Raw genomic sequence first — 17,735 nt, forward strand, 5'->3', positions numbered from 1 at the left:
GTTATTCCTCTTGTTTTTCTTCGTTAGAATATTCGCTTGACTTATACGCCACGCCCCTAGAACTCTCTAAAATAAAAGAGCAAATCTCTTTCACAAAAGGGTTATTGGCATGCTCTTCTAACTCTAATTTGGCGCTCTCTCTTAAGGAGGGGACAGGGCGAAACAACCTTTTATAAAGCGCATGGATGAAGTCAATATCCTTACTCTCTAATAATTGGCGCATCCTGTGGCGGTTTAACCCCCTAATAAAAGCACGATTGCCCTCTACGGTGCAATAAGGCGGCACGTCTTTGCCTAAAGCGCTCTTACCGGCTATCATGCACCCTTTAGCGATACGCACAAACTGATGGATTGCGGTAAGACCGCCAATATTGACATAATCGCCTATTTCAATATGCCCTGCTAAAGTTACGCCATTAGCCAAAATACAATGGCTTCCAATCACGCAATCATGAGCGACATGCACATAAGCCATGAGCAGGTTTTTATCCCCAATAAGGGTTTTTTTAATCCCCCCTTCAGTGCCGGGATTTATCATGCAAAATTCACGAATAAGGTTGTCTTCTCCAATAATCAGTTCGCTGTATTCGCCCTTGTATTTTAAATCTTGAGGCTGTGTGCCTAGCACGGCAAAAGGGAAAATTTCGGTGTTTTTCCCGATGAAAGTATGCCCTTGTAAGGTTACATTGTTATGGAGTTTTACGCCTTCATCTAGTTTGACGCCATCTCCAATCACGCAAAATTCCCCAATTTCTACGCCCTTATTAATCTCTGCTTTAGGAGAGATAATGGCTGTTTTTGCAATCTTACTCATTTTTATTCTCTCTCTGCGATCATGGCTTTTAATTCGGCTTCAGCGACCACTTTGCCATCCACTTGAGCCGTGCCACCCACTTGCCAGATCATGCCCTTATGCTTTAAGACTTCTAAATGGTATTCCAATCTGTCGCCTGGGGTTACAGGAATACGGAATTTAACCTTATCAATCGTCATGAAATACACGATTTTTGTTTTGGCTATTTCAGGGTCAAACCCCCACAAGCTAGTGAAAGCTAAAAACCCTCCGCTTTGCGCCATGCCCTCTACGATCAAAACGCCTGGGAAAATGGGCTTATTAGGGAAATGCCCGTTAAACACGTCTTCATTAAAAGTGATATTCTTATAAGCGGCAATTTTTTTATTGGCTTGTAACTCTATAATTCTATCCACTAAGAGCACGGGATAGCGGTGAGGTAGAATCTGTAAGATATGCTCTATAAAAAATTGAGATTGTAAGTTTTGATGGCTTGGTTCCATAAAATAAACTCCTTGTTTTGGATTCAATTAAAGCGCCATTTTTAGCGTTGGTTATCCTATAAAAATAACCCCTATTATACCATAAGAAAACCGCTCGCTTGCATTTGCAAAAACGCCGATGCATTGCGCCATAAGCTTAAAGAAACGCTTTACACAGACACCGCTTTGCACCGCTCATGCGTCATTCATGCGTGTGGCTTAGAATATTCTCTCTTAAATGATAGTGTGGGTATTTGTTAGAATCCAAAACCACTTGCCCCATGAGCTGTTTGTCCAAATTGAAAATTAAAGGGGCTAAATAATTCACCGTAGAAAGCTCAATGGGGGTTTGAACCACCATGATATTAGCGACCAGAACGCTCTTGGCTCCCTCTAATTCTAAAAGGATTTTTAAAGGGGTAGGCACTTCAAATTCGTATTTTCTTAAAGCAAAGGGATTGACCAGCGTGAAAGACACCACGGAATTGTCTTCTGCGCTATTCAAACGCAAAAAGATTTCATCAACCTTTTGCAAGTGCATTTTATGAATGGTTTCAAACCCTAATATAGGCGCTTTCACATCAAAAAGCATAGGCGATTGCATTCCCTTTAAAAAAGCACAAAATCTTCTCCTTAAAGAATAAAAGACCGCCTTAAAACCAGCGCTCAATGATTTCTAAACTAAACTCTGTATTATATCAAACAATTTTGGTAAAATCAATTTTTGCTAGTTTTGGGTATAATCCCAATAACTTAACCATGATGGAAGTTTAACTGAAGAATTATAAAATACAACAAGGAGTGAGGAATGAGTAAAATAAAACCACAAATCAAGAAAAATAATCCCAGTAAATCTAATTACAGTAATGAGTGGTGTCCGGTGTGCATGATTGGAGAAATGGTCTTTAAAATATACAACGGAATTAAGAAAGCGAAGAAAAAATAAATTTGAATATAATGAAAGTTATTTTTAAAAAATTTAATCCTTACAAGACAGGTGGCATGCGTTTAAAACATTTTAAAACTTTCCTTTTTATCACAATGGCGATTATTGTGATAGGCACCGGTTGCGCGAACAAAAAGAAAAAGAAAGACGAATACAACAAGCCGGCGATCTTTTGGTATCAAGGGATTTTGAGAGAAATCCTTTTTGCTAATTTAGAAACAGCGGACAATTATTATTCTTCTTTACAGAGCGAACACATCAATTCCCCCCTTGTCCCAGAGGCGATGCTAGCTTTAGGGCAAGCGCACATGAAAAAGAAAGAGTATGTTTTAGCGTCTTTTTACTTTGATGAATACATCAAGCGCTTTGGGACGAAAGACAATGTGGATTATTTGACCTTTTTGAAATTGCAATCGCATTATTACGCTTTCAAAAACCACTCCAAAGACCAGGAATTTATCTCTAATTCTATTGTGAGTTTAGGCGAATTTATAGAAAAATACCCTAACAGCCGTTACCGCCCCTATGTAGAATACATGCAAATCAAATTCATTTTAGGGCAAAACGAGCTCAATCGCGCGATCGCGAATGTCTATAAAAAACGCCACAAGCCCGAGGGCGTGAAACGCTATTTAGAAAGGATAGATGAGACTTTAGAAAAAGAGACTAAACCCAAACCATCGCACATGCCTTGGTATGTGTTAATTTTTGATTGGTAGGATATTTCAAAACCATACAAATTTATAACAGAGAGATGAAAAATGACTGAAGATTTTCCTAAAATTCTGCCTTTATTGGTAGAAGAAGACACTTTTTTATACCCCTTTATGATAGCCCCTATTTTTTTGCAAAATAACGCGAGCATTAAGGCGGTGGCTTACGCTAAAAACAACAAATCATTAGTCTTTATTGCATGCCAAAAAGACAAATTGAACGACAATGAAGCCCCTTATTATGATGTGGGAGTGATAGGCTCTGTCATGCGTGAAGCCAACATGCCTAATGGGCGCGTGAAATTGCTCTTTAATGGCATCGCTAAGGGGCGTATTTTAGAGCCTGCCAAAGAAAACGAGCAAGGCTTTTTGGAAGCTCAAATAAGCCCCATTGAGTATTTAGAATACGATAAAGAAAACATTCAAGCGATCGTGGAAGTGCTAAAAGAAAAGGTGATCACTCTAGCCAATGTCAGCTCACTCTTCCCCCCAGATTTGATCAAGGCTTTAGAAGACAATGACGATCCTAACCGCATCGCTGATTTAATCGCAGCGGCCTTGCATTTAAAAAAAGATCAAGCGTATTCTCTTTTTGCCAACAACAACACCGAACAGCGCTTGTTGGATTTGATTGATATTGTGATAGAAGAGACTAAAACCCAAAAACTCCAAAAAGAAATCAAATCCAAAGTCCATCAAAAAATGGAGCAAACCAATAAGGAATATTTCTTAAAAGAGCAGCTCAAACAAATCCAAAAAGAGCTTGGCACAGACAAACAGCGAGATGAAGATTTAAACCAATACTACCAAAAACTAGAAAGCATCAAGCCTTTTTTAAAAGAAGAAGCGTTTAAAGAAATCAAAAAACAAATTGACCGGCTGAGCCGAACCCATGCGGACAGCTCAGATAGCGCGACTTTACAAAATTACATTGAAACCATGTTAGATGTGCCTTTTGGGCAATACGGGAAAAAAGCGCTTGACATTAAGCATGTGAGAGAACAACTAGACAAGGATCATTATTCCTTAAAAAGGCCTAAAGAGCGTATTGTGGAATACTTTGCCACCATGCAACTTTTAGAAATGCGCCACAAGAAAAAGCCAGAAAAAAAAGACAAGGCTAAAGGCACGATTTTATGCTTTTATGGGCCTCCTGGCGTGGGTAAAACGAGTTTGGCTAATTCCATTGCTAAAGCGATAGAGCGCCCTTTAGTTCGGATCGCTTTGGGGGGATTAGAAGATGTGAATGAATTAAGAGGGCACAGACGCACTTATATAGGCTCCATGCCAGGGCGTATTGTCCAAGGGCTTATTGAAGCCAAAAAGATGAATCCGGTCATGGTTTTAGATGAAATTGATAAGGTGGATAGGAGCGTTAGGGGCGATCCGGCGAGCGCTTTATTAGAGATCTTAGACCCTGAGCAAAATATCGCTTTTAGGGATCATTATGCGAATTTCAGCATTGATTTGTCGCAAGTGATTTTTATCGCTACCGCTAATAATATTGACAGAATCCCGGCCCCTTTAAGAGACAGAATGGAATTTATCAGCGTGTCCAGCTACACGCCTAATGAAAAAGAAGAAATCGCTAAAAACTATCTCATCCCCCAAGAATTAGAAAAGCACGCCCTAAAGCCTAGCGAAGTGGATATTAGCCATGAGTGTTTGAAACTCATTATTGAAAAATACACCAGAGAAGCGGGCGTTAGGGATTTACGAAGACAGATCGCAACGATTATGCGTAAAGTGGCTTTAAAATACCTAGAAGATAACCCGCACAAAAAAGGGCGAACCAAAAAAGGCGAAAATGAAAAAAGCGAAAATGAAGAAAACAAAAAAAGAGACGAGAACAAAGATTTCTGCGTCTCTATCACGCCTAACAACCTTAAAGAGTATTTAGAGCGCATGGTGTTTGAAATTGACCCCATAGATGGAGAAAATAAAATCGGTATCGTCAATGGTTTGGCATGGACTCCAGTGGGCGGTGATGTGCTTAAAATTGAAGCGCTTAAGATCAGGGGTAAGGGGGAATTAAAACTCACCGGGAGCTTAGGCGATGTGATGAAAGAATCCGCTATTATTGCCTTTTCTGTTGTCAAAGCCTTGTTGGATAACGAAACCTTAAAAGCACCTAAAATCCCTAGCGAAACCGATGCAGAGAATAAGAAAAAGAAAAAAGCGCTGAAAGTTTATAACGCTTATGATTTGCACTTGCATGTCCCTGAGGGGGCTACGCCCAAAGACGGCCCAAGCGCTGGGATCGCTATGGCGAGCGTGATGGCGAGCATTTTGTGCGACCGAGCTACAAGAAGCGAAGTGGCGATGACGGGCGAATTGACTTTGAGCGGGGAAGTTTTACCCATAGGAGGGTTGAAAGAAAAATTGATCGCTGCTTTTAAAGCCGGTATCAAAACCGCTCTCATTCCTGTCAAAAATTACGAAAGGGATTTAGACGAGATCCCTAATGAAGTGCGAGAGAATTTAAACATCGTTGCGGTGAAAAACATCGCTGAAGTGTTAGAAAAAACCTTACTTTAGAATTTGGCATGAAAGCAGGCATTATTGGTTTAGGGCTTATGGGGGGCAGTTTAGGGCTAGCCTTGCAAGAATGGGGGCGTTTTAAAAGCGTTATGGGCTATGATCACAACGCCTTGCATGCCAAATTGGCTTTGACTTTGGGGCTTGTAGATGAATGCGTGGAATTTGAAAAGATTTTAGAATGCGATGTGATTTTTTTAGCCATTCCGGTTGAGGGCATCATTGAATGTTTGAAAAAAATGACTCCCGTTAAAAAAAGTGCAACGATTATTGATTTAGGGGGGGCAAAAGCGCAAATCCTTCACAATATCCCTAAAAGCATCCGTCAAAATTTCATCGCCGCGCACCCCATGTGCGGGACAGAGTTTTATGGCCCTAAAGCGAGCGTTAAGGGGCTGTATGAAAACGCTTTGGTGATATTGTGCGATTTAGAAGATTCAGGGATCAAGCAAGTAGAGCTCGCTAAAGAAATCTTTCTAGGCATTAAAGCGCGCTTGATCAAGATGAAATCCAACGAGCATGACACCCATGTGGCTTATATCAGCCATTTACCCCATGTTTTGAGCTACGCTCTAGCTAATAGCGTTTTAAAGCAAAACGACCCAGAGATGATTTTATCCTTAGCGGGGGGAGGTTTTAGGGACATGAGCCGTTTGTCTAAAAGCTCGCCTTTAATGTGGAAGGATATTTTCAAACAAAACCGAGACAATGTCTTAGAAGCGATTGAAAAATGCGAAAAAGAAATCGCGCAAGCTAAGGCTTGGATAGAAAATAACGATTATGAAAGCCTTGCAGAATGGATGGCGCAAGCGAACAAACTCCAGGAGTTCATGTAAAATAATTTAAAATTTTGCATATTGTTGTTTTTAGGGGTGCGAGAAGCGAAATGGGGTATTTGGATTGTTTTTATGGATTATAGGCTGTTTCAATTATAGGCTGTTTCATATGGATAGCATGGATTTACCCAGCAACCAGCAAACAACCATAAGAGATTATCTTAAACCCGGATCTATTGTTGTGTTTGCCATAATTGTAATAATAATTTCATCTCATTCCTCCAACGCCTATAAAACCTTCATCGCTTCTAATAAAAAACCAGTTTTAAGCCGTTTAGGGATTTGACTCCTTAAACCTTTTTATCCAAAATACCGGTATTTTTACGGGCATTTTAAGAGCGGTTTTAATACTTCTTAGCGTTGCTAAGATACTTAGGCAATTCATTCAACTCAGTGTTTTTATTGTTCTTAAAAACCACTTGCTTTTCAACCCGCTCATATTCTTTACAATCTCTTCTCATTTCTTGTAAAGGATAGTTTTGGTTGTCATTAGGGATATAAAAGCATTCGCTTTTAGCGTTTTCATAGCTATCCGTTAGGCTTATATCATAGTGGTACCAAAATCCGCTAGGGATAGCGATATTCTTAGAACTAAAGGTTCTATAACCTTGTTTGATGATGGTGAGTTCTTCTACTAAAACTTGATGGTATTTCCTGGCCAAATTACGGCCCTCTTTTTCCACTAATAAAACAGAATGCCTGTTGGTGTTTTTGGCTTCAGGGGTGATATTAGTCATTCTGTAAGTCTCTCTTAAAGGGTTAGAGGCAAAGTCAAAAGAAGCGTCATTCGCCACAAAATGCCCCCTATCAAAACCGCTTCTGGTGTAATCTTGTGTCGTGGCTTGTTGGTATTTGGCTAATCGTGTGTCCGTTTTAAATTCATAGCGTTTTTCAATATTATTTTTATCCACTAAATCCCCAAACAACACGCTCACGCCATAAATAGGGTTTTTTAACTCGCTAGAATAACACACCGAATAGAAGTTATTTTTTAAGACCTTGCAATCAATGTTAGTGAGCATGCCATTAACGTTATGAGTGGTATTGTGGTTTTTAGTAGGATTAGCGCTATTGACTTGATCCTTGATTTCATTAAGCTTTTTAGTGGTGTAGCTGTTAATGGCCTTAGTGAAATTATCCAGCATGTCCGCTTGGAGCCAACTCATAGCGATCAGGCTAAAACAGAGCCAGTTTTTAAAGGTTTTCATGTTTCACTCCCTTTTTGATTGGCTTGAATACTACAACAATATTTTTAATCGTTTATTTTTACCCGCTAGATAGCCTAGCGCATAGCGTTTTGATGCGTTAAATCGCGCGTTGAGCAATCAAACTCAAGAATAAAAAATTTCATTGTATTTTTTAGTGATCCCATCTATCCCCCATGCGTCTTCGTCAATATCACCCAAGTTCAAATAGTCTTCATTAGAGTCTAAAAGATCACAACATTTTCTTTTTTGCTCATTGAGATCTAATTTTTGGAACTCTTCGCTATCAATTTCATCAATCTTACAATCGGTGCGTTTTAAAAAACGCTCATTAAGATCGTTAAAGATTTTTAGGCATTCGCTCTTACTTTTAGCGTTAAGGATTTGTTTTTTAATTCCTGAATTCACTTCTTTCAATTCAGCATAAACAAAACTCCCTCCCCCTTTAAAATCGCATTTTTTAGAAATGCCCCCTTGCTCGCCCTCTATGACTTTTTTTAACCTTTCTTTAGTGATCGTTTCTATATAGTCCATTTGCTCGATGCCAATGTAGCGGCGTTTCATTTTGTGTGCCACCGCGCAAGTCGTCCCGCTCCCGGCAAAAAAATCTAACACAAGATCGTTTTCGTTGGTAGAAACCTCTAAGATTCTTTGAATTAAACTTTCTGGTTTTTGACCTTTAAAATTTTCATCATCAATTACTATAGTTTCATCAACTCTTGAAACTGAACTATCAATAGCAATCGAATTTAATTTATCCCACTTATTACTATTCCATGTATCTTCTAATGGATATTTTTCACCTCTATTTTCATGATTTATAAAAGTTAAAAAATCATCTACTTTTTCTTGTGGAAAAGAAAATTTTTTAAAAGCATTTTGCACTTCATTTTTTGTTAATAGCTGTAAAAAATCTTTATTTTCTATATAAGTCTTATTAAAAAGATAATTATCACTTTTAGAATAAAATAAAATTGTATCATGGTTTCTTATATATTTTTTTGCAGCCGTTTTGTAGCCCGATAAAAAACCCATTCTCCATATAATTTCACTTCTGAAATTTTCTCGTTTAAAAATTTCGTCCATTAACACCTTACAATAATGCACTTCATTATAATCTAAATTAATATAAATACTCCCATCATCGCTTAAAAATTCCCTAGCCGCTTCAAGCCTGTTTTTCATAAACACTAGCCATGAGCTGTGGTTGAAATTATCGTTGTAATTAAAGCTGTCATTACCCGTATTATAAGGGGGGTCAATGTAGATGCATTTCACTTGTTTAGCGAATTTCTTTTTTAAAGAATGAAGAGCGATCAAATTGTTGCCTTTGATGAGATAATTCGTGTTCTTGTCTTTTAAAGCGCTTTCTAAATCGCCTTCTCCATGCATTTCAAAACGGCACAGCGCTTTTTTGCACAAAAGCGTGTCAATTTCTTTTTTATGTAATATCTCATGGTAAAAAAGCTCGTTAGATTTGGCGCTGTTATCTTTAGCGTTGCCCAATAAAACATTGTCTTTAAAAGGGAAATTCAAAACGACGGATCCGTTGGATTTGATAAAGCCCTCTTGTGAAAATAAACCTATTTTATTTTTAAATCGTGTGAAAGAGCGATCTAATTTTCTTATTTCTAAATATTTTTCTAAACATTCTAATAACGCTTTTTGATTGAATACAAGCGAATTAGCGATCGTTTTGAAAAAAGCGTTTTTGTAGTCGTTAGCGTTTTGATTTTCAAGCATGAAGGTTAAAAGCTTTTCATCATTCTGTAGGATTAAAGTTTCTAAGCGTTCTTTAGTGAAATGATTGATTAAAGCGTCTAGTAGGGTTTTTATTGGGTTTTTTAACATTTTTGATCCTTAAAGAGTTGATTGAAAGCGGTTTGAAATTCGTCATTGACTACGCGATTATGGAGCGTGAAAAACGGCAAGCCTTTTAAATCTAATTTTTTGTTATGGCTTTTAAGCGCGGCGTTTTCTAGCATTTCTAAAAATTCTTCTTTCCAAGCGTTAGAATGCTTTAAATGTTCGCCTTTAGCTTCCATGTAACAAGTGAAGCCTAAAAATTCATCGCTATGCGTTTGGGCAAAAAGGATAAAATCCGGCTCAAAACCTTGTGCGTAACAATCGCTATTTTCTATATTGCAAAAAACTTTTAATTCAATGAAATGGTCGTTCCTTAAAACGCACCATTCTTTGAATTTCTTGTCTAAAATCTCTTTATTTTTATTGATAAAATCTAAAAAATCCCTTTCTAAATCGCTGTCCAGTTTTCTCATGTCTTTAAAAAGCAGCCATTCATAGGGGGGAATGTTTTTTTCCCATTCACTAGCGCTAAGGCTTTTATTATGCGTTTCAAATTCTTTTAATTCTAACGCGCTCACCTCGTATTTATCTTGCTCTTTTAAAAGCGTGTCTTTTAAGTTTTCAATGATATAAACAGCGAGTTTTAAAAGGATTTGGTTGTCGTCAAACTTTTGGTTTTTATGGAAGTTTGTTTTTAATGGAGAAATATAGCGCTCTATAAATCCCACTTTATTGTTAAAAGCATGTTTTTTAAAGGCTTTTTTAAGCGTTTTGAAATCCAGGTTTTTTAAATTAAGGGCTTTTAAAAAATAGTTTATAGGGATTTTATCTAAGGTGTGGGGTATATAATAAGTTGTATCGCTTTTATTTTCTTCTTTAAAATCCACTTTCTTTTCACGCACATCAAAAGCAAATAAGGGGACATGCAAGCTTTTGAGTGTGGCTTCAACAGGGTCTGTATAGTCTTTATTGAATAAGTTTTTATTTTTGTCTTTTGTATTGCTCGCATAGTAGCATTTGAAACGCTTGGTGGGCGTTAAAGGGATAGTCTGTTTTTCATCCACAAATCCTAATCCTAAATCTTGTAACTCGTTGTTTAATTTAGCGATAAACTCGCTGTCATAAATGGCATGGTAGTCTAACCTCTCTAGCGCGCTTAAGGGGTTAAAAAGATCAAATTTGCGTTGGTAAAACTCTATGCGGTTTGGCTTGAAATCGTTATAGCTAAAGGGGTAGTATCTCGCTCCTCTCCCTATGAGCTGGGCGTCTTTAATGGTGTCTTTTTGACTCGCTTTGTTTTTAAGCCTGACAATGTCAAATAAATTCAACACATCCCAGCCTTCATTGAGCTTATCCACGCTAAAAATCACTCTTTTAGGGTTGTCTCTGTCTTCTAGGGAGTTCAATAAAAGCATGCTCTTTTCTAATTCTTTTTCGTTGTTGGTGTTAATCTGGGTGCTTTTTTTGAATTTCGTCTGCAATAATGCGGCAAGGTTAGGGGTGTAATTTCGCTCATCAAAAAAGTTTTTAGCATTTTTAAAAAAAGCGTTGCGGCTGTAATGGAAAAAATTTTCTAAATCTAAAGGGCTTAAATTTTCTAAAAAGGTATTGAAGCGCTCTTGATTTTCTTTACTCTCTTCAATCCTTTCGCTTTTAAACAAAATACAGGGTTTAAAGTTTTCAATATTGTGGTGTTGGGCTAATAATTCTTTATACAAACTTGAAACGCATGCCCCTAAAAAGCGCGTTTCTAATTCTTTATTTTCATAAGAAAGGGAGTAGATGTTTTTGCAAAATTTATCCTCGCTAAATTCTTTTAAGGTGTAAGTTGCCACCTTTAAGTTTTTATATTTTTCTTCAACGCTTTTTTCTTTAGGGATAGTGGCACTAAATTCTAGCAATAAATTGTCTTTATTTTGTTCTAGGGCTAATTTCACCACGCTTTCCCAATTGCGTTTTTCACTAGCCTCACTATCATTTAATTTCTTTTTAGTCTCTGTGTTTAAATGGTGCGCTTCATCCGCTAAAAAAACTAATTTTTGATCTTTTAAATCCTCTAGGGTGATAGCGTTTTCTTTAGCTTTAGTGAATAATGAAAACAAGCCCTGAATGGTGCTAAAATAAATGTTGATAGCGTTGCTGTGGCTCTCGTTCAAATTATTGATGCTTTTAATTTCTATATTTTCATCATTGATATTGATATTCTCGCTAAAAAGGTATTTTGATGAAACGCTGTCTGTAAAATTAAGCTTGGTTTTTTCTAAAATGCTGGTGCTGTTCACAAAAAAGATAAAGTTTTGATAGCCTTGTTTGCAGCATTCTAAAATCAAACCCGCCATCACTAAGGTTTTACCGCTACCGGTGGCCATTTCAAACATGAAATGCTTTTGAGTGGGGTTAAATTGTCGTTTTTCTAAATAATTATATATCGCTTGTTTCTGGTAATCTCTAAGCTCTTTTTTTAAATTACTGGTGATGTGAGCGGGTAGCTCTATTTCTTTATTATTGGGCGCGTTATTTGGTGCGTGATCTTTTATTGCTGATTGGGGGGGGGGGGTAACTTTGAGTGAATGAATCTTGCATGAAATCCCTTAATGAAAAAGTGAGGAAATTATAGCGTAAAGTTTTGAGATTGACTTTAGAGGCGCTAGCGAACAATTAAATTAAAATCAAATAAAGTTTTAGTTTTAATATTTAATGGAATAAAGCCTTTAAAATCAAAAGCGCTTCTTTTTCTTTGCTATAATCAGTCTAAAAAAACCAACTTTTTTAAAATAAAGGAATGATTATGCAAGAGATTTTTTTATGTTCTATTTCCAATGTGCGCAGTGGGGATTGCAAGGAAGATTGCGCTTATTGCACGCAAAGCTCGCACCACCAAGGAGCGATTAAGCGCTATAAATTTAAAGATGAAAAAGTGGTTTTACAAGAGGCTAGAGCGTTAAGGGAATTAGGGGCTTTAGGGTTTTGTCTGGTTACTTCAGGGCGCGAATTAGACGATGAAAAATGCGAATACATCGCCAAATTAGCTAAAGCCATCAACAAAGAAGAATTAGGCTTGCATCTAATCGCATGCTGCGGGCGCGCGGATTTGGATCAATTAGAGTTTTTAAGAGATGCGGGCATTCATAGCTATAACCATAATTTAGAGACTTCGCAAAATTTCTTCCCTAAGATTTGTTCCACGCACACATGGGAAGAAAGGTTTATCACATGCGAAAACGCTTTAAGGGCGGGGTTAGGCTTGTGCAGTGGGGGGATTTTTGGGCTTAATGAGAGCTGGGAAGATCGGATTGAAATGCTTAGGGCGTTAGCTTCGCTCTCTCCGCACACCACGCCCATTAATTTTTTCATTAAAAACCCAGTATTGCCCATTGATACAGAAACTTTAAGTGCAGATGAAGCCCTAGAATGCGTGCTTTTGGCTAAAGAGTTTTTGCCTAACGCTAGGCTTATGGTGGCTGGGGGGCGTGAAGTGGTGTTTAAAGATAACGATAAAAAGGAAGCCAAGCTTTTTGAATACGGCATCAATGCGGTGGTGTTGGGGGATTATTTAACCACCAAAGGCAAAGCCCCTAAAAAAGATATAGAAAAACTGCTCTCTTATGGCTTGACAATGGCGACAAGTTGTCATTGATGAGGGAATTTTTTAAAAGCGTTAGAGGGTTTTTGCGCCTTCTTAGAATGATTTTCCCCACGCACTTTCAAAACGCCTTTTTGGGGTTAAGCGAATTGTTTTACTACGCTTCCAGCTTGAGTTTTTATACGATTTTGTCTTTATCGCCTATTTTGTTGTTTGTGTTCAGTCTTTTTGTGTCTCATTACTTGCAAGCGCACAGCGGTGAAATGGAAGCCTTGATTTTCCCCAACGCTCCTAAACTCATTGGCGCGATTAAGGATTTTTTAGAAAATTTTAAAAAAACAGACATGACCTTAGGCACGCTTGAAGAGGTGTCCATTGTGGTGGCGTTGGTGCTTTTTTGTGAAAACTACCGCTCCATCGCATCAAAAATTTTTGACGCAAAGCCCAGAGATTATGCGCATTTTAAGGGTAAAGAAATCTTTTTATTTTGGGGTTTTGGCACAACTTTAGTGTTTTTATTCGCTCTGCCTTTGGTGGTGTTTTTTGATATTAAGATCCAAGTGTTTTTTGAAGATAAAGATTCAAGCTTGTTGCATGTTTTAAGATGGATAGGCACTTACGCGTTTTTTTTGATCCTTTTTACCATTCCCACGAATAAGGTGTTTAAGCATTATTTTTGGGTGTTTTTATGGGTGTTTTTTACGAGCGTTTCTTGGCATGTGCTAAAATGGGCTTTCACTTATTATGTGTTATACAACCGCACTTACCATGAGCTGTATGGGAGCGTTTCTATTTTGTGGTTTTTGATGAGTTGGGTGTATGTGAGCTGGTTTGTGATTTTAATTGGCATGTATGGGTGTAAAATGTGCGACATGTTCGATCCTAAAGAAGTGTTTAAGAAAATTTTAGGTTTTTTTAAAAAAGAAACTTGATGAAAAAAGTTTTCTTTTAGATCGGTTCTAAAATTCTAAAACACAAAAACCATTTAACCCCCCCAAATCAACCCAAACTAAAAAAGTTAAAAACAAAAGAAATAAAAAAGCAACACCGGCGGAATAAAAGAATAAAGATCTAAAACGCTAAGAGCGTTTTTTTACAATCAAACTAAAGGGCTTGGTGGTAAAGCGATAACTTTTTAAAGAATAAAGAATAAAACTTTTTTCTTAAATCCATGTTTAATTGATACGGACTCTTTTCTTGCCAAAGATATAAATCTTAAACTTTTTAAAAAATTGGATTTTAAGTTTTATTTTATTACGTTAGATTTTATTTTGTTGTCAAACTCGTTTTCTTAAAACCCTAAAAACCTTTGAATAAACAATAAACCCCAAAAAAACCACTAAACAAACAAAAACAAGCAATCAATAATGAAATCAAATAAAAAAGCAAGATTAAAAAACATTTCCCTATCCCTGCACCGACCTACATTCCCACTCTTGAAAAGAGCAGTATTATCAGCGATGAAGAGCTTGACTTCCAGGTTCGGAATGGTTAACTGGGTAGTTCCTCTTCTCTAAAGGCACAAGGAAAAGGGAGCTAAAGATAAATCGCATTTACCCTTAACTCCCCTTTCTCTTCAATAGGGAGCTGTTTTGTAACAAAGAAGACAGTTAATAGCCTTTCACTTTAAATCATTGAGATGGTATCTCATTCCTCATTAAAGTTCAATCCTATAAAAGTCTTTATAAAACTCCAACTCTCTTACACTCAGTAAGGCAGTGGTAACTTATCCATGCTCTATTGTCGTTATCTTATCAAAAAGCAAAAAACAAGCCAAACGCTCTATTAGTAGTAGTCAGCTAAACGCATTACTGCGCTCACACATCTACCCTATCAAGCACATAGTCTTTGTGCGAGCTTCAGGGAAAGTTCATCTTGGAGTTGGCTTCCTGCTTAGATGCTTTCAGCAGTTATCACATCCGTGTGTAGCTACCCAGCGATGCTCTTGGCAGAACAACTGGTGCACCAGTGACACGTCCATCCCGGTCCTCTCGTACTAGGGACAGCTCTCCTCAACTTTCCTACGCCCACGGCAGATAGGGACCGAACTGTCTCACGACGTTCTGAACCCAGCTCGCGTACCGCTTTAAATGGCGAACAGCCATACCCTTGGGACCTGCTCCAGCCCCAGGATGCGATGAGCCGACATCGAGGTGCCAAACCTCCCCGTCGATGTGAGCTCTTGGGGGAGATCAGCCTGTTATCCCCGGGGTACCTTTTATCCTTTGAGCGATGGCCCTTCCACACAGAACCACCGGATCACTATGACCGACTTTCGTCTCTGCTTGACTTGTATGTCTTACAGTCAGGCTGGCTTGTGCCATTACACTCAACTTGCGATTTCCAACCGCAATGAGCCAACCTTTGCAAGCCTCCGTTACTTTTTAGGAGGCGACCGCCCCAGTCAAACTACCCACCAAGCATTGTCCTGCCTGTGGATAACACAGGCCAGTTAGCTAACAGAAACATCAAGGGTGGTATCTCAAGGATGGCTCCATAAGAGCCAAAGCCCTTACTTCAAAGCCTCCCACCTATCCTGCGCATGATATTCCCATTAGCAGTGCTAAGTTGTAGTAAAGGTCCACGGGGTCTTCCCGTCTTGCCGCGGGTAGGAGGAATTTTCACCTCCACTACAATTTCACTGAATCTCTGGTTGAGACAGCTCCCATCTCGTTACGCCATTCATGCAGGTCGGTATTTAACCGACAAGGAATTTCGCTACCTTAGGACCGTTATAGTTACGGCCGCCGTTTACTCGGGCTTCAATTCAACGCTTCATCTTGCGACTGACGCATCCTCTTAACCTTCGAGCACCGGGCAGGCGTCACACCTTATACTTCCTCTTACGAGTTGGCAAAGTGCTGTGTTTTTGGTAAACAGTCGGGAGGGACTCTTTGCTGAGACCACATCGCTGTGGCACACCTTATCGCGAACTTACGGTGCTAGTTTGCAGAGTTCCTTAACCAGAGTTCTTTCACGCGCCTTAGAATACTCATCTCATCTACCTGTGTCGGTTTGCGGTACGGACGACTATGGATATGCTTAGAGGCTTTTCTTGGCACGACGGTATTAGCGATTCTCCCTTTGTCCTAAAAGGACTCAAAGAGCCTGTTTGGGTTTCAAATACAGAGGTGGATTTGCCTTCCCTCCAATCTACGCCCTTAGACTAGCGCTTCCATCAGCTAGCTCGCTTAACCCTATGCGTCCCCCCATCACGCTCCATAGTCGGTATTGGAATATTAACCAATTTGCCATCACCTACCCCTTTCGGACTCGGCTTAGGACCCGACTAACCCTACGATGACGACCATCGCGTAGGAAACCTTAGATTTACGGCGGATACAATTCTCATATATCTTATCGTTACTCATTCCTGCATGCTCACTTCATACCGCTCCAGCACTCCTTACCGGTATACCTTCAACGCTGGTATGAACGCTCTTCTACCACTGTGTTTAACACAATCTACAAATTCGGTGTCTATCTTAGCCCCGTTATATTTTCAGCGCATGACCACTAGACCAGTGAGCTGTTACGCTTTCTTTAAAGGATGGCTGCTTCTAAGCCAACCTCCTGGTTGTTTGAGTAGCCACACATCTTTTTCCACTCAGAATAGAACTTAGGGACCTTATTTGGTAGTCTGGGTTGTTCCCCTTTTGACGATTGATTTTATCACCCACCGCCTGACTCCCAAGATACGATAAAAGGTATTCGAAGTTTGATAGGGTTTGGTACCGCGGCGAGCAGCCCTAGCCCAATCAGGGCTCTACCCCCTTTTATTATCACTTGAGGCTATACCTAAATATATTTCGAAGAGAACCAGCTATCACTAAGTTTGTTTGGCCTTTCACCCCTATCCACAGCTCATCCCAACCCGTTTCAATGGGTACGAGTTCAGTCCTCCACGCGCTATTACACGCGTTTCAACTTGGCCATGGATAGATCACTTAGCTTCGGGTCTGCAGCATCTGACTTGTTCGCCCTATTAAGACTCGCTTTCGCTACGGCTTCGCATTCGCTTAACCTTGCCAGATACCACAACTCGCAGGATCATTATGCAAAAGGCAGTCCATCACCCTGATAAATCATAGGGCTCTGAATGATTGTAAGCAGATGGTTTCAGGTTCTATTTCACTCCGCTCACTGCGGTTCTTTTCACCTTTCCCTCACGGTACTTGTTCGCTATCGCTCAAAGAGTAGTATTTAGGGTTGGAGAGTGGTCTCCCCGGCTTCAACCTGGATTCCTCGTGTCCTGGCCTACTCTGGATACTGCTACCTAAGAACGCCTTGTCGCATACAAGGCTATCACTTTCTATGGCTTACCTTTCCAGGTAACTCTGCTAAAGCGTTCTCTTGGATGTTGCAGTCCTCAACCCCGAATGCAAGCACTCGGTTTGCCCTTTTCCCCGTTCGCTCGCCACTACTTAGGGAATCTCGTTGATTTCTTTTCCTCTAGTTACTGAGATGTTTCACTTCACTAGGTTCGCTCTCTGTTAGAGTAACTAATATCTCTATTAGTTGGGTTGCCCCATTCGGACATCTACGCATCAAAGCTCCTTGACAGCTCCGCATAGCTTATCGCAGTCTAGTACGTCCTTCATCGCCTCTCTTTGGCAAGGCATCCGCCATCTGCTCTTAAAAGCTTGTTTTAAATTTTAAAATATCCTTTAAAACCCGCCCTTTTATAATGAATAACGACAATTGCACGAATATTCTTCAGCGCTACCACTGCCTTAATGAATATAAGACAGAGTTATTGTAGTTTTACTTTACTTTTACATAGGCTATTAACAATGTTAAATCAAATAACTTCGTTTTTCTTTAAAAACTTGC

At 39.1% G+C, this 17,735-nt stretch carries 12 protein-coding genes, 2 rRNA genes and 1 pseudogene; 6 read left to right on the plus strand and 9 right to left on the minus strand.

Annotated elements, in window-relative coordinates; translation table 11 throughout:
- Position 1 precedes the first annotated feature (1 nt).
- Entirely contained in the window at positions 2–814 is an 813-nt protein-coding gene (gene lpxA, locus EXS92_RS04805) for an acyl-ACP--UDP-N-acetylglucosamine O-acyltransferase (protein ID WP_021175829.1), read from the minus strand.
- 2 nt (positions 815–816) lie between these two features.
- Positions 817–1,296 (minus strand): 3-hydroxyacyl-ACP dehydratase FabZ, encoded by a 480-nt coding sequence (gene fabZ, locus EXS92_RS04810; protein WP_156578481.1) that lies wholly within the window; start codon positions 1,294–1,296, stop codon positions 817–819.
- A 17-nt stretch (positions 1,297–1,313) separates the two neighbouring features.
- Between fabZ and EXS92_RS08140 the strand changes: the two are divergent.
- A pseudogene (locus EXS92_RS08140) lies at positions 1,314–1,517 on the plus strand (flavoprotein oxidoreductase).
- Here the strand turns inward: EXS92_RS08140 and fliW are convergent.
- Positions 1,478–1,867 (minus strand): flagellar assembly protein FliW, encoded by a 390-nt coding sequence (gene fliW, locus EXS92_RS04815; protein WP_001915750.1) that lies wholly within the window; start codon positions 1,865–1,867, stop codon positions 1,478–1,480. The pseudogene EXS92_RS08140 and the gene fliW overlap by 40 nt on opposite strands.
- Positions 1,868–2,277: 410 nt before the next feature.
- Between fliW and EXS92_RS04820 the strand changes: the two genes are divergently transcribed.
- Genes EXS92_RS04820 through EXS92_RS04830 form a run of 3 tightly spaced genes read left to right on the plus strand, consistent with a single transcriptional unit; the run spans position 2,278 to position 6,308 of the window.
- Positions 2,278–2,940: an outer membrane protein assembly factor BamD gene (locus EXS92_RS04820; protein ID WP_001237316.1), complete on the plus strand. Its 663-nt coding sequence runs from the start codon at positions 2,278–2,280 to the stop codon at positions 2,938–2,940.
- A 42-nt stretch (positions 2,941–2,982) separates the two neighbouring features.
- Positions 2,983–5,472, plus strand: a complete 2,490-nt coding sequence (lon, locus tag EXS92_RS04825; RefSeq protein WP_165515732.1) for an endopeptidase La — start codon at positions 2,983–2,985, stop codon at positions 5,470–5,472.
- Between the two features lie 8 nt (positions 5,473–5,480).
- Positions 5,481–6,308 (plus strand): prephenate dehydrogenase, encoded by an 828-nt coding sequence (locus EXS92_RS04830; RefSeq protein WP_165515733.1) that lies wholly within the window; start codon positions 5,481–5,483, stop codon positions 6,306–6,308.
- Between the two features lie 344 nt (positions 6,309–6,652).
- On the opposite strand, the gene EXS92_RS04835 is transcribed toward EXS92_RS04830, so the two are convergent.
- The 4 genes from EXS92_RS04835 to EXS92_RS08190 all read right to left on the minus strand — a co-directional run bounded on the left by EXS92_RS04835 (position 6,653) and on the right by EXS92_RS08190 (position 11,977).
- Complete coding sequence (locus tag EXS92_RS04835) at positions 6,653–7,516, minus strand: DNA/RNA non-specific endonuclease (protein WP_165515734.1); 864 nt, start codon at positions 7,514–7,516, stop codon at positions 6,653–6,655.
- A gap of 123 nt (positions 7,517–7,639) precedes the next feature.
- Positions 7,640–9,364 (minus strand): site-specific DNA-methyltransferase, encoded by a 1,725-nt coding sequence (locus EXS92_RS04840; RefSeq protein ID WP_165515735.1) that lies wholly within the window; start codon positions 9,362–9,364, stop codon positions 7,640–7,642.
- On the minus strand, positions 9,358–11,895 hold the full coding sequence (locus EXS92_RS04845; protein WP_425251221.1) for a DEAD/DEAH box helicase family protein: 2,538 nt from the start codon (positions 11,893–11,895) through the stop codon (positions 9,358–9,360). The genes EXS92_RS04840 and EXS92_RS04845 overlap by 7 nt, the downstream gene beginning before the upstream one ends.
- Entirely contained in the window at positions 11,834–11,977 is a 144-nt protein-coding gene (locus EXS92_RS08190; RefSeq protein WP_242678286.1) for a type III restriction endonuclease subunit R, read from the minus strand. Before EXS92_RS08190 ends, EXS92_RS04845 begins: the two co-directional genes overlap by 62 nt.
- A gap of 130 nt (positions 11,978–12,107) precedes the next feature.
- Here EXS92_RS08190 and EXS92_RS04850 point away from each other — a divergent pair, with 130 nt between their 5' ends.
- Positions 12,108–12,956, plus strand: coding sequence for a biotin synthase (locus EXS92_RS04850; RefSeq protein ID WP_079355409.1), 849 nt, complete (start codon positions 12,108–12,110; stop codon positions 12,954–12,956).
- Positions 12,956–13,834 (plus strand): YihY/virulence factor BrkB family protein, encoded by an 879-nt coding sequence (locus EXS92_RS04855; protein ID WP_165515736.1) that lies wholly within the window; start codon positions 12,956–12,958, stop codon positions 13,832–13,834. The genes EXS92_RS04850 and EXS92_RS04855 overlap by 1 nt, the downstream gene beginning before the upstream one ends.
- 477 nt (positions 13,835–14,311) lie before the next feature.
- Here the strand turns inward: EXS92_RS04855 and rrf are convergent.
- Both rrf and EXS92_RS04865 read right to left on the minus strand, forming a co-directional pair.
- A 5S ribosomal RNA gene (gene rrf, locus EXS92_RS04860) occupies positions 14,312–14,429 on the minus strand.
- A 237-nt stretch (positions 14,430–14,666) separates the two neighbouring features.
- Positions 14,667–17,551: ribosomal RNA gene (locus EXS92_RS04865) — 23S ribosomal RNA — on the minus strand.
- Positions 17,552–17,735: the final 184 nt, after the last annotated feature.

The organism is Helicobacter pylori (assembly GCF_011175115.1).
GTDB lineage: Bacteria > Campylobacterota > Campylobacteria > Campylobacterales > Helicobacteraceae > Helicobacter > Helicobacter pylori_DF.

What these genes read in the sequence shown, in the direction of transcription:
- lpxA (WP_021175829.1), bottom strand. Translation starts at nt 814, where the DNA reads ATGAGTAAGATTGCAAAAACAGCCATTATCTCTCCTAAAGCAGAGATT.
- fabZ (WP_156578481.1), bottom strand. Translation starts at nt 1,296, where the DNA reads ATGGAACCAAGCCATCAAAACTTACAATCTCAATTTTTTATAGAGCAT.
- fliW (WP_001915750.1), bottom strand. Translation starts at nt 1,867, where the DNA reads ATGCTTTTTGATGTGAAAGCGCCTATATTAGGGTTTGAAACCATTCAT.
- EXS92_RS04820 (WP_001237316.1), top strand. Translation starts at nt 2,278, where the DNA reads ATGCGTTTAAAACATTTTAAAACTTTCCTTTTTATCACAATGGCGATT.
- lon (WP_165515732.1), top strand. Translation starts at nt 2,983, where the DNA reads ATGACTGAAGATTTTCCTAAAATTCTGCCTTTATTGGTAGAAGAAGAC.
- EXS92_RS04830 (WP_165515733.1), top strand. Translation starts at nt 5,481, where the DNA reads ATGAAAGCAGGCATTATTGGTTTAGGGCTTATGGGGGGCAGTTTAGGG.
- EXS92_RS04835 (WP_165515734.1), bottom strand. Translation starts at nt 7,516, where the DNA reads ATGAAAACCTTTAAAAACTGGCTCTGTTTTAGCCTGATCGCTATGAGT.
- EXS92_RS04840 (WP_165515735.1), bottom strand. Translation starts at nt 9,364, where the DNA reads ATGTTAAAAAACCCAATAAAAACCCTACTAGACGCTTTAATCAATCAT.
- EXS92_RS04850 (WP_079355409.1), top strand. Translation starts at nt 12,108, where the DNA reads ATGCAAGAGATTTTTTTATGTTCTATTTCCAATGTGCGCAGTGGGGAT.
- EXS92_RS04855 (WP_165515736.1), top strand. Translation starts at nt 12,956, where the DNA reads ATGAGGGAATTTTTTAAAAGCGTTAGAGGGTTTTTGCGCCTTCTTAGA.